General features: G+C 38.4%; 12 protein-coding genes. 7 read left to right on the forward strand and 5 right to left on the reverse strand.

The features are described 5' to 3' along the window. The first annotated feature begins 606 nt into the window (after positions 1-606). A complete protein-coding gene (locus tag ABTV71_RS19785; protein ID WP_121123890.1) occupies positions 607-1,368 on the forward strand; it encodes a response regulator transcription factor in 762 nt (253 codons plus the stop codon). A gap of 9 nt (positions 1,369-1,377) precedes the next feature. Here ABTV71_RS19785 and ABTV71_RS19790 read toward each other — a convergent pair whose 3' ends face one another. Both ABTV71_RS19790 and ABTV71_RS19795 read right to left on the reverse strand, forming a co-directional pair. Next, positions 1,378-2,088: a hypothetical protein gene (locus ABTV71_RS19790; RefSeq protein ID WP_433900800.1), complete on the reverse strand. Its 711-nt coding sequence runs from the start codon at positions 2,086-2,088 to the stop codon at positions 1,378-1,380. A gap of 93 nt (positions 2,089-2,181) precedes the next feature. Beyond that, on the reverse strand, positions 2,182-2,931 hold the full coding sequence (locus tag ABTV71_RS19795) for a HesA/MoeB/ThiF family protein (RefSeq protein WP_433900801.1): 750 nt from the start codon (positions 2,929-2,931) through the stop codon (positions 2,182-2,184). 224 nt (positions 2,932-3,155) lie between these two features. On the opposite strand from ABTV71_RS19795, the gene ABTV71_RS19800 reads away from it, so the two are divergent. After that, a complete protein-coding gene (locus tag ABTV71_RS19800; RefSeq protein ID WP_433900802.1) occupies positions 3,156-3,725 on the forward strand; it encodes a hypothetical protein in 570 nt (189 codons plus the stop codon). A gap of 63 nt (positions 3,726-3,788) precedes the next feature. Further along, positions 3,789-4,139, forward strand: a complete 351-nt coding sequence (locus ABTV71_RS19805) for a DUF2200 domain-containing protein (RefSeq protein ID WP_121123898.1) — start codon at positions 3,789-3,791, stop codon at positions 4,137-4,139. A 29-nt stretch (positions 4,140-4,168) separates the two neighbouring features. Here the strand turns inward: ABTV71_RS19805 and ABTV71_RS19810 are convergent, their stop codons facing one another. Together ABTV71_RS19810 and ABTV71_RS19815 are read right to left on the reverse strand one after the other, a co-directional pair. Then, positions 4,169-5,425 (reverse strand): PQQ-binding-like beta-propeller repeat protein, encoded by a 1,257-nt coding sequence (locus ABTV71_RS19810; protein WP_121123900.1) that lies wholly within the window; start codon positions 5,423-5,425, stop codon positions 4,169-4,171. Between the two features lie 111 nt (positions 5,426-5,536). Next, positions 5,537-6,745, reverse strand: coding sequence for an exo-beta-N-acetylmuramidase NamZ family protein (locus ABTV71_RS19815; protein ID WP_433900803.1), 1,209 nt, complete (start codon positions 6,743-6,745; stop codon positions 5,537-5,539). Between the two features lie 377 nt (positions 6,746-7,122). On the opposite strand from ABTV71_RS19815, the gene ABTV71_RS19820 reads away from it, so the two are divergent. Both ABTV71_RS19820 and ABTV71_RS19825 read left to right on the forward strand, forming a co-directional pair. After that, the gene (locus ABTV71_RS19820) at positions 7,123-7,989 is read left to right on the forward strand and encodes a helix-turn-helix domain-containing protein (RefSeq protein WP_433900804.1); all 867 of its coding nucleotides are present in this window, start codon (positions 7,123-7,125) and stop codon (positions 7,987-7,989) included. Positions 7,990-8,167: 178 nt separating this feature from the next. Continuing rightward, positions 8,168-9,691 carry an acyl-CoA dehydrogenase family protein gene (locus ABTV71_RS19825; protein WP_433900805.1) on the forward strand — a complete coding sequence of 508 codons (1,524 nt, stop codon included), beginning with the start codon at positions 8,168-8,170 and terminating at the stop codon, positions 9,689-9,691. Between the two features lie 49 nt (positions 9,692-9,740). Here the strand turns inward: ABTV71_RS19825 and ABTV71_RS19830 are convergent, their stop codons facing one another. After that, entirely contained in the window at positions 9,741-11,654 is a 1,914-nt protein-coding gene (locus ABTV71_RS19830; protein ID WP_433900806.1) for an AAA domain-containing protein, read from the reverse strand. A gap of 226 nt (positions 11,655-11,880) precedes the next feature. Here ABTV71_RS19830 and ABTV71_RS19835 point away from each other — a divergent pair, with 226 nt between their 5' ends. Beyond that, positions 11,881-12,219 (forward strand): cupin domain-containing protein, encoded by a 339-nt coding sequence (locus tag ABTV71_RS19835; RefSeq protein ID WP_183078665.1) that lies wholly within the window; start codon positions 11,881-11,883, stop codon positions 12,217-12,219. A gap of 66 nt (positions 12,220-12,285) precedes the next feature. After that, entirely contained in the window at positions 12,286-13,035 is a 750-nt protein-coding gene (bla, locus tag ABTV71_RS19840; RefSeq protein WP_433900807.1) for a BlaB/IND/MUS family subclass B1 metallo-beta-lactamase, read from the forward strand.

Here is a 13,035-nt window from a genome sequence, read left to right on the forward strand (position 1 = left end):
AAAAAATACTTAGAAACAGAATAAACACCTAAAATATTAGACAAAGTATACAATATTACCATAAATAACAATAATATCAAACAAGAAAAAAACAAAATGTATATACATGAAATAATTAATTAAAAGAGATCAATCAAGTAGTTATCATACTTTTTAATGCCCACAGCATAAAATATAGCATGATCATTTAGCATCAGAAGAAGAGGATTGAAACAATTAGAGTTATTTTGTTACGATTTGGTATCGCATTAAAAATTTCCATTAAAAGCAAAGCCAACCATTGGGTATTTGAATCCAATAGAGTATATTTATATCATATTAATTGCTTTGACAAAATTAAAGATACAAAGTAAAATACAACATTTTATCATGTTGACTAATATTCTACCCATTTGTGTAGAATATTAGTCAACTATTTTACAAGAGTTTAACAAGAAAAATCAGATACTCTTTTACCCAAAGTCCCAAACAGACTTAAGGTAAGAAAAACCTGTTTTTGTTAATTACCTTAGACTGAAAGCTTATTATTGTAATTTACGCGCAAAAATAATATTAGTCTAATGGGAAATTTCGAAGCGACAATAGATCATCTTTGTGATTTACACTATGAAAATAAAAATTGAAGATTTTTTTAAGCCGATACATGTTAAAGACAACTTTAGCAAAGATGATTATGAGATCGTAAACGCATTTATTAATTTCGCAAGATCATTAAGTCGACTAACTTATCAAAGCATCTATTTGATAGATTACTCAAAAAAGAGTTTTTTATTTGTTTCTGACAATCCCATTTTTTTATGCGGAAGTTCCCCCAAGGAAGTCATGAAAGAGGGCTATCGTCATTATGTAAGTAATGTTCCAGAAAATGATCTTCATTTATTAAAGAAAATAAATGATGTTGGCTTTGATTTCTATGATAAATTAGCCGCCGAAGAGCGTTTAAAGTATTCCATCTCATACGATTTTCATCTGAAGCAACCCGGCAGCAAACCATTATTGGTAAACCACAAATTGAAACCTTTACTTTTAGACAACAACGCAAATCCATGGATTGCACTTTGCTTAGTTTCTATATCATCACATCCAAATGCCGGAAACATCAGGTTTAAATCAGATGAAGATGGAAGACAATTTGAATATGATCTGGGTAAAGATATCTGGGTGGAAACACCGCGTGTAAAATTAAAACCGCGAGAAAAGGATATCTTGATTTTTTCGGCACAAGGGCTTACAATGGATCAGATTGCAGACAGGCTCTATGTTTCTATTGACACCGTTAAATTTCATAAAAAACAGATATTTTCAAAGTTAAAGGTAAAGAGCATCACCGAAGCTACCGCTTTAGCAATCGAATTGTCTCTCTTTTAAACGGATTTTTCACAACAAACTATTTTTAGAATCCAATAGCATATCTTTTGACATCGCCATAAATTTCCGAATGTCGATATCATTTCCATTGCTAAATTGTGAAAGCGTATTTTTTTGAATGAAGGCTTCCAGCCACTGTGACCTAATGTATATCGGCAGCGTTTCAGAATAAAAGTAAATGATCGGATCTCCCAGTTGATAAGATTCAATTTCCAACTTACGTAGTGTGTTCACTACTTTTCGGTCACATTCAGCAATTATTAAACCGCTACCCAAGCTATAAGGACCATAAAAAGCATCAAAAAGCATTTTTTTTAGAATATTAATCCGATTTCCAATAATTTTGCCAGAGATAACAAAACGTCCAATGTGCCAAAAATTATCAATACCCGATATCAACAGATCTTCGGTTTTAATATCGAATAATTTTTGAATTGGCAAACAGGTTTCTTTATCCCAATAGGTAATCCGAATTGAAGCATGGATCCCATTATCTTTCCGACTGCGAAGAACATAATAAATAGATTGATCAAAAAAGACCCTATCCTCCCCGATCAAAGACTCATAGTCCATTTGATAATCTTGTTCGGAATATTCATCTAATTTATAGTGTACCTGCGTTGTAACTAAATAAAAATGAATAAGTTCAGGCAGTTCGTCACTATTAAGTTTGGTAAAGTAATAATTTTCGGGCGTCCAGTTCATGTAGTTGAAATTCAAAAATACTTTATTATAGATTTGTTGATTAGATCCTTCCAGAGACGTTGATATTATACAAAAATAGGATAATTATTGCTATTATTAAACGCTATTTTACTCATATATAGACAGGTAATATGATTCGGGAAACACCCTAATCTCTTTATCCGTTGCGATATTAAACACAACCTGGCAAACCATTCCGGCTAGTAAATATAAACCCAATGACAACTGTGGCGGTGGAGATTCCACTGCGATTTTACCATATTCCGAAAGAAAATTCTCCAGCCACTTTGTATCAATATTTTTTTCCTGTAGCCTATCGACAATATATTTCCCTACATTTATCTCAAATGCATTGTGCTCTTTATCCAAAGACCGCAAATTACGGCTTTCGGGTGTAATAACAGTTAAAAAACCCGCCCAGCCCAAATTGTAGGGATGAACAACAGCGATATTTTTTTGTGCCATATATTCATCAAATAAAAAAGGAATATCTGAAGAGAAATCCAGGGCGTTAATAGCTACGTCACAGGTCAAATCGAGGCTATACAAATTGCTGGGATCAAGAAATTCGGGATAAGCCCTGATCTTTGCATCTGGATGAATGGCCATCAATCGGTCTTTTAAAGCAATAGCCTTATTTACCCCGATATCAGCCTCCACATAGTTCTGGCGATTAAGATTTGTCAGTTCGACAATATCGCCGTCAATGATGATCATATTTTCAAATCCCATGCGCAACAAACACTCAGCGATATAACTACCAATACCGCAGCCCCCAATAAGCACCCGAAAATCCTGAATGCGTCGCTGCTCCCCTTCTTTTATATGAATGCTATTACGTTTGTACCTCAAACTCATTTTTTATGACAATTTTGTATCCTATAAAGATAGGACTATAATTTAAAAATTATTACATCATCTTTATCAATTAATATCAAAGATTCTTTCCGATAGACATCTAACGGTAAAGAACTATATTACGCCAACGTTCACTATATTTACTGTTATAATAGAATCAAGCATAGGAGCGATATGAACAAAATCTACACAAGAAGACCTGTTTTAAACGACAAATCACTATAATGAAAAGAAATATACAGCTACTATATATTATTATTACGTTATTACTGAGTATAGATATGCTCGCTTACTACCTGGAAAAGATAAGTTTAATCGGTTATTATAGTGACGTCCTACTTTTCTGGACATGGCTAGGACTGAGTATACTTGTGATTGTCATCTTCTGGAAAAAGATACTGGCAAAGATTATGTTGTCTGGATTAATATTGGGATTAATTTGTAGCATCCTGCCGATGATGCTACCCTTTTATACCCTGATATTGTCCATGTCTCCTTTCGGCCTGCGGATGACAAAAGATTTAGACGAAAATTATCGAGCCCAAATCGTTGGGTATAGTGTTTTATCCGCCCCTTGGTTAGAAATAATTGAAAAAAAGGGAATATTTGAAAAAAAAGTTTTTAGCTGTGCCGACAATGCATTAAATCATAACGGGACAGTGATAAGAATAGGAAACACAAAAGACATCATTTTCAATTCAGAAACGGATACAACACTTCGCATTACACTTTTTTATGGAAGCCCCAACAAAACTATTACTTTTGATAAAAGAACAGGAAAAATTATATTTTAAAGAAACTCTATGCTCAAAAAAACGGTGAATTAGCAAAAACCATCAACGATCATTAAAAGAAAAATGGACAATACTAGAATATATCGCATGTCATTTGCCAGTGTGTATCCACATTATATACAAAAGGCAGAAAAAAAAGGCCGCACAAAGGAAGAAGTTGATGAAATTATATTTTGGCTAACGGGTTATGATATGCCGGCTTTACAACAGCTCATCGCCGACAAAACAGACTTTGAACATTTTTTCAACCGGGCGCCCCGTTTCAATATCAATGCAACAAAGATTACCGGCGTTATTTGCGGCTATCGTATCGAAAATATTGAAGATCCTCTTGTCCAAAAAGTTCGTTATTTAGATAAACTGGTTGATGAACTGGCGAAGGGTAAATCTATGGAAAAAATTTTAAGAAAATAAATCAACGTCAAAATACGATCACACGGCGATTATTCGATGGCATAAACAGCACCGTCTGCAGCTCCAAAATAAAGTGTCCTCTGCTCTATCCAGATTGTGGAAAAAATACTGCCCATTTGTAAATAGTCGGTAAATAACCTATTGATATCATCTGCATATTTCCGTTGCAAATCAGCCCTTAATTTTCCTTTTCCATCCACAAATAGATGGCGATTTCTTTTACTGGATTCTGTCTGAAAAATGGGCATAGTAGTGCCTTTCGCAACATCAAACTTATAAACGATCCCATCCAATGAGCCAAAAAAGGCATTCGAACCGGCAACGGCGGCGCTGCTAAAAGTATTTAGGGTCACCGCCGGTTCAGCCAGTTTTGTACCATGTATTTTTTCCAAAGCCAATATACTGTAGGAGTCTGACATCGTTACGATCACCTTTTCTCCTGATAAGCTGGGCACGCCCGTCCAGCTCCCCGGTTGGTGGTATATCCAATATCCCGTTCCATCGTTGACATTCAATGCATATACATTAAAATCCCTCGCGCCAAAATAGACCGAGCTATCAGCGGTAATGGCATGAAATTGAATTTCTCCTTTTGGAAAATAACGTTCACCAACGGTTTTAAACTTCCAACGCAGCTTACCGTTTTTCTCCAAACAATAAAAGTAACCATCAAAACTTCCGATCATTACCCGATCTTTGGTCAGTGTCGGTGAAGCATGGACAATGCCGCCAGTAGGAAACTTCCAGCTAAGCTCACCCGTCTTACCGTTAATGGCATAAATATGGTTATCTCCAGATCCAAAATAAACAATCCCTTCACTAATCGTCGGTGAGGAATGAAAATAATCCCAGGCATCCTTTTTTCTTTCGCCATTGGTGGCAAAAGTCCAGCGTTTTTGCCCTGTCTCGGTGCTTAAAGCATATAGCAAACCATCTGAGCATACAAAATACAAAAGGCCTGAATCAATAGCTACTGTCGAACGGATTTCCCCACCTGTTTTATATTTCCATATTATTTTACCATTTATTTTATCCAGTGCATAGAGGTTACTATCACAGGAACCCACAATCACTTTATCTTTAAAAACTACAGGGGAAGCATATAGTTGACCTTGAGTCTGAAATTTCCATTTTTCCGTTGGCTGTGAACGAATTTCAGCAGCAGCAATATAATTAAGCCGGTCCGCACTTCGCCCTAGCTGCTGCCCGGAGGCCACGCTCATGTTTGCGATAAGACCAGATAATAACGCAACAAAACAAAAGCAATATCTTCGATCAAACATCATTTATTTTTCAGGGTTAAACAGTAATTTCCAATAAGCGCGCGGTAGGCATGCATCACATTTGAGAGGTAAATATACAACTCCAAGCAAAAGCTTCCGGCATGGATAAATAGGTTAGGGATAAATAAGATACTTCTTTCTCATTTCCTTATAACGCGTTAATCCAGGCTCCCAGCTTTTTCGAATTTCTTCCTCCGAAACACCTTCTGCTATCTGTCGCCGAAAGGAATCAACACCAACCAATTTTTCTATACTGCCAATCTGCTTGGAAAATGACTGATCAAAGAATTTATCTTTTTCAGGAGAATTCCGATAGAGCTCCTGCATCCATGAAAGATTTATTTTCTTACTGTCCACCAGCTTCTGCAAATCATATTCACGCAGATCTAAGCCGTAGCATTCTTCATCCATAAAAACTGGAGTTTCACTCATTCCTTTTTTACTCACTGGTGTAAACGAAAAGCGATATATACCTTTATAAACCGGACTTCCAAAAACTGTAAAGGGATAATCCGTCCCCCTTCCATGATTTATCTTTATACCTTCAAAAAGGCAGGTGCTCGGATAGAGGAGAATACTCTGTTCGGTGTTTAAATTTGGAGAAGGATTAACCGGAAGCTTGTATAACATTTGATGATTATATCCTGCTACGGGTATGATCTTTAGCTTACATTTTTTTGTCGTTGCCATCCAGCCCTCGCCGTTAATCATCTGGGCAAACTCAGCGATTGTCATTCCGTGAGCAATCGGAACCGGAAACTGACCAATACCCGATTTATATTTCGTATCCAAGATAGGACCATCGACCAAATACGCATTTGGATTCGGACGATCTAAAATCAAAAGTTCCTTCTCATTTTCGGCACAGGCTTCCATAATGTCGCGAAGTGTGTTAATATTCGTATAAAATCTTACCCCCATATCCTGTACATCAAAGATGAACACATCAATATCTTTTAGATCATTTTTCGAAGGCTTCTTTTTATTTCCGTAGAGCGAGATCACCGGAATTTTGGTTGCTGGGTCTATTTCATCCCCGACTTTCGTTCCGTTGCTGGAATTCCCGCGAAACCCATGTTCGGGTCCAAATATTTTTACGATTTTAATTCCCCTATTGAGCAGACTGTCTACGAGGTGCCTGTTTTGGATGACTGTAGATGGATTGCCCAAAATTGCAACCCGTTTATCTTTGAGGTAGGGTATATAGCACTCGGTTTGTTCTGCTCCGGTACGGATGCGATCATTACAATAATCCAGTTGGTTTTGGGCGCGAATCGCCCTAAACGAAAAAAACAGTAAGATAAAAACAAATACAATTTTCATAATTCTTTGGGTTACAATAAAAATAGTCATTGAGACACAGACTTTTTTAGCTTTTACTAAAGATTAAAGCTAATGATAAACCACCATTTTTTCAAATCCCATTTAATCAGGCATACCCAGATACAGGATTTTGCACTTACAAATGCTCCATTGTATTTTTCATTGTTCGCAAGGAGTTCTGGAATAATCTCTTGGTTGCTTTTATAGCGATATCTAGCCAATTCCGAAGATAGTCAACCCTTTCATATTGATAATCCTATTTTATCCCGCTAACTTTGGGATATTCTTCTGATATTAGTCAATATCCGTTTACAACAATTCGTAATAACGGAAGAAGATGAAAAGCTTATAGATTTTGACAGCAAAGGTAATGGACAATGGAAAAGCAGGTAAACGCAGGTGAGTTTGTAGATAGATTTATGACTGGTAGTCTGGAACACCTGAGGTACCAGCAGTCCCCAGTTAAAATATTCCAGCTCAGTGAAATTGCCCCTTATATCAAATTCCCCACCCCTCCTATTTTTTTGGGATATAACCTTTTGGTACATATAACAGAAGGCTATTTTAAACACAAGATCGGAGCTAAAGAATATGTCGTAAAAGCACCGGCGATTCTCATTAGCAATTACGGCAATATTTCGACGATCAAATCTGTTGACAAATCGGCAAAGGGACATTGCGTACTGATCAATGACAATGCCATGACTTCCATATTTAGGGAACAGGAGATTCTGAATATTTTTAATATTTCGCCTCTGCTTAACCTATCTACAGAAGATAGTACAGATCTTAACGAACTCTTCAAATTACTTTACAACGAATTACTTTCTGAGTCGCCTTATAAAGAATTGTTTGAAAGTTTGCTAAAATCCCTTTTATTAAAGATTATTAAGCTATCTTCTTCAAATCAGGCGCTCAACCGAAGACAGGAAATTGCAATGATGTTTAAACAGCTTGTGCACAAAAACTTCAAAAAACAAAAGCATATTGCTTTTTATGCGGATAAGCTCGCAGTGTCGACCAATTACCTGAATCGCTGTGTATTTTCAGTGTTCAAAAAATCCTCTAAAGAACTGATCTTAGAAGTACTTATCATGCATAGTCAATTTCTTCTGTTTGAATCAAATAAAAGCATTGCCGACATCTGTTATGAGCTAGATTTTTCTGATCCCTCTTATTTCTCCCGTTTATTCAAAAAAATCGTAGGAATTTCCCCCACTTCTTATCGAAACAAAGCAACTTAATATTTTTTGAATATGCACGATTTGTCCTATCTTTTATACAGAAGTGGACAGACCAATCACAACGATATGGTTTATTTTTGTGTAGCGATTGGGATGTAGGAGAATTCATAGCTGTCTTTTGAGGCTTTATCGTATACATCTACTATTGCAAATGTTTCATCATTTAACTAATATAGCGATGTCTAACGTTTTAGAACACACGAACAAGGCCCAAGATTTCGATTTATTTATCGGAAACTTCAAAGAAAGATTATCAAACTTATTCCATACAGAGTACGACTACAACAACCTGAGTTTAACCCGCGGTTTACCGCCGCAGTTCTTAAGTGAAATTATGGCGATGAGACCATTGTCTGTTGCTATTCCCGAGCATCACGGAGGCCGTGGCCTACATGTAAAAGAATGTTTAGGAGTGCTTGCGGCGGCGTCTTATGAATCACTTTCACTGTCTTTGATCTTCGGTATCAATATCGCTTTATTCCTGGAGCCTTTTGCTAAATACGGTAATACCTTACTTCAGGAAAAAGTATTCCATCAATTTTTAGAAAATAATGCCATGGGCGGATTGATGATCACAGAGCAAGCTTACGGAAGCGATGCCCTCAATATGCGTACCTCCTACCAACAAGCAGGAGATAAATATCATATCAAGGGAGAAAAACATTGGCAAGGCTTGACAGGTGCTGCAGACTTTTGGCTGGTTACTGCCCGAAAGAAAAATGAAAATGGTGAGCTTGTACGGGATATAGATTTTTTTGTGACCGACAATTCCATCGAAGAGCAGAAAATTGAAGTACTGAAAAAGTATAATAGCCTTGGCCTATATGCCATTCCTTACGGCATCAATAAGATAGACATCAAAGTACCGGCAGATTACCGTTTAACACCGGAGAGCACTGGTATAAAACTCATGTTGGACACCTTGCATCGAAGCAGGCTTCAATTTCCGGGCATGGGTATGGGCTTCATAAAGCGCATGTTGGATGAGGCTATGAAACATTGTACCGAAAGACGTGTCAGTGGAATTCCTTTAAATGAATTGGATGCTGTGAAGTTTCAATTGTCCCGTTTACAGGCAGCTTTTACGATATGTTCGGCGATGTGTGCATACAGTAGTTCGATCAGTTCAATTCAGAATGATCTCTCAGGCCACAGTGTAGACGCCAACAGCGTCAAGGCGCTGGTAACAGATCTTATGCACGAATCTGCACAGATCTGCGTACAGTTGTCCGGCGCAAATGGCTATAGACTGGATCATGTTGCCGGACGCGGTTTAGTCGATAGCAGACCTTTCCAGATTTTTGAAGGTTCAAACGAGATGCTCTATTCGCAGGTTGCGGAGGCGATTGCTAAACTGATGCGCAAAAGCAAGGAGAACAATCTACTTTCATTCCTGAAAATAAATCCTGCAACCGAACTTGCGGCTCCGTTTTTCTCCTCCATTTTAAATTTCGACTTCCCGCTTCAACCTAAACAGCGCGAGATGGTCACCTTAGGAAAAATAATTGCCCGTGTCGTTTGCTTCCAATATGTCTTACAAATCAATAATGCTGGTTTTAATGATAAAATGACAGAAATTGCCCGTCAGCATGTTAGTATGGATCTGTACATGTTGGTCGGTCAGCTCTCCAATAACAATAATGCCGAGCCGCTCATGAACTATGACGAAAAGGCTGACTGGATGAATTTCACCTCTTTATAAAAATTGAGAGGGACTGCGAAAAGAATTTTTCTACAGTCCCTCTTTTCTATTACATCTCCGCAATATCCCATTCCCAAACACTATGGTAGTGGCCGAGACTTTCTGCATAAGCAATAAAGTGCTGGTAAAACGAGTGAATCCCTATCGTTGCGCTATCACCAATGACAACCAACTTTTTCTTAGCCCTTGTCATGGCAACATTCATCCGGCGCACATCGGATAAAAATCCAATCTGTTGTTCGGTATTGCTTCGCGTCAAACTGATATAAATAATATCTTTCTCCTGTCCCTGAAAACTATCAATGGTTTGCACTTTAATAAAAGCAGCGTACGGCTGTAATTCTTCATCTTGCTCCAACATTTCCCGTAATATGGACACTTGCTTGCGATAAGGTGCTATAATCCCAACACTAGGCCATTGTTCGATGGAAGAAGACTGTCGCCAACTTGCGATAGCTGTCTTTAAATGAGATTTCAGAAAACGGGCCTCCCCGAGATTACAGATCGCTCCATCATTTTCGGTTTCTTCAAACCCCGCCCCAGCGGTATCGATATATACGATCGGTTCCGAATCGTTTGCTATTGTCCAATGCGCCACCGAACGATCAGCCTTCAACATACCTCCATATAGAGCTGAGGAAGGATAATTCATGATCTGTTCATTCATCCGATATTGGGTATCGAGCAACGAAACTGCTTGGGGATAAAGATTGACAAGCTTCTCAAAAAGTGTATGGCTAAGCTTATTGTCCATACCATTATTTGATTTCACTGTTGGCGAAAGCTGACAATGATCTCCGGCCAACACCAATTTATCGGCCTTTAATATCGGAATCCAACAAGCAGGCTCCAGCGCCTGACCTGCCTCATCAATAACAACCGTCTCATATGAACGACTTCGGATGACATCTTGATTCGCCCCTACCAGCGTCGCCGTTATTACCTGAGAGCGATCGAGAATATCCGTCACGATAAAATCCTGAATCTTATCGACATCTTTACGAATTCTATAAGCCTCGTCAAACAATGCTTTCCTTTGCTCCCGTTCGGCCTTGCCAAAATTACGTTTATATTTTTGAGCCATATCCGTATACGTTCGAACTTGTTTTTGCAAAGACTTTATATCCTTATTTGCGCCGTGGCGATCTATTTTGCTATCAAGCGTCAACTCCTGTAGATGTTCAGATACTTTAACGGGATTACCGATTCGTGTGACGACTATGCCCGCAGCATCCAAACGCTCGGTCAATAGATCAACCGCAGTATTGCTCGGTGCTACGACGAGTATCTGCCTGTTATTGCTCTTTAATAACGTCGCTATCGCCTTTATCAATGTTGTCGTTTTCCCCGTCCCTGGAGGGCCATGTAAAAGTGCTATGTCTGTCGTATCCAAGACCAGCTGAACAGCCTTATTCTGGCAGACATTGAGGTCCGGATGCTCAAAAAATGATTCTTTTTCTTCTGTGCATAACACTTCTCCGCCGATAAGCTTTCTAATCAATTTACCACGTCCTGGATCAGCAGCGAGTTCCTTTGCCTGTCGCAATGCATTGGCCATTTCGCGGTATGAATGTTCGTCAAACAATAAGTCAACACCAAGTTTTCCCCTTCTGCTCCAATCCGGAAGTTCATCTATACGAAATGAAATCCGCATAATTTCCTTATTAACGGAAGATATAACACCATCTATTCTGTCCACCTTTGGGTCATGGTTTGAAAATAGAGAAACAGGCATCCCAAAACGGAACCGATGATCAACATCGAGGTGATTTGTTTTTTTTAAACTAACGGACAGATAATCACCTCGTCCCAGTTCACTGTCGGTGATCTGAATAGGAAACCAGGTCACCCCCTGCATTCTTCTTTCATTTAAACTGCTTTGCAACAATAATGCTTCATGCTGCATCTTATCATATTGCTGTTCTTCGTTTAATAGGGAAATAAGTTCGTCGAAATAATTCATATCAGTACACTCGCTTTGATCAGACACAAAGTAACAGTTTTTTCAAATACTTTACCGATCAGTTTTTAGATGTCATCCGCTTTTTCTCGGATAAATCAGGTTATTTTCTCTTTAACGACAGACGCCGCTCAACAACTTTTCAAGCTGAGCTACAAAAGTCATATTTATTTCCTATCATTGGCAATAGAGATTTGTTGATTAATTTTTTTAAATAAAAGTGATTAAAATGAGTGAGATATTCCTACACGATAAAGCGCAGAGCTGGACCGATCTAGGCGATGGTGTACAACGTAAAATATTAGTCTATAACGATGAATTGATGTTAATGAAAGTACGTTTTCAAAAAGGTGCGATCGGTGCCTTACACCGACACCCCCATACACAAATATCTTATGTCAGCGCCGGAAAGTTCAGGTACCACATTGATGGCACAGATGAGATCTTAGGCGTAGGTGATTCCTGCATTATCTCCCCGGATTTAATCCATGGCTGCGAATGCCTTGAAGAAGGCGAATTGATAGATTCTTTCACGCCACATCGAGAAGATTTCGTTAGATCATTGTAGCTAGAAAAAAGGAATTTTACTGGTCCAACACAACAATATTCGTTCAGAACAATCGTTTATTTACTTATGCTCAAAAATACTATTTCGCTCTTCTCCGCCAAAGTAGCCACGCTACTTCTCGGTCTTTCTTGCTGTGTATTGCCATCTTTGCGCGCACAGGAAAAACCATTATCCATTGAAAAGATCAATTCACAGCTATATCTTTATACGACTTACAATACCTTTGAGGGTAACAAATATGCCGCTAATGCGGTCTATCTAATCACCAAGAAAGGTGTTATTCTATTTGATACGCCTTGGGACTCGACACAATATCAACCGCTTTTGGACAGTATCAAACAAAAGCATCAGCTACCTGTCATTGCCGTATATGCCACACATTGGCACGAGGACCGTGCGGGAGGCTTTGCATATTATAATCATATGGGAATTCCAACCTATGCGACAAAAATGACCAACGATCTGCTTAAGGCAAATCATAAAGCGCAGGCTACACATCTCGTTAAAATCAATAAAACCTATAGGGTCGGTGGTCAGTCCTTCGTTCTGAACTTTTTTGGGGCGGGACATTCGTTGGACAATGTCGTTGTCTGGTTTCCGGACTATCAAATTCTTGATGGGGGTTGCTTCATCAAAAGTTCAGAAGCCAAAAACTTAGGCTTTATCGGTGATGGTGATGTCAAAGCCTGGAAGCCGGCATTGGCAAGATTGTTAGCGAAATATCCACAGGTAAAAATGGTTATCCCGGGACATGATGCATGGAGAGATAATCAACAGATAAAACGTACCGAAGAATTGCTTAATGAGAAGCAATAA

The sequence above is a fragment of the Sphingobacterium puteale genome (assembly GCF_050986225.1).
GTDB lineage: Bacteria > Bacteroidota > Bacteroidia > Sphingobacteriales > Sphingobacteriaceae > Sphingobacterium > Sphingobacterium puteale.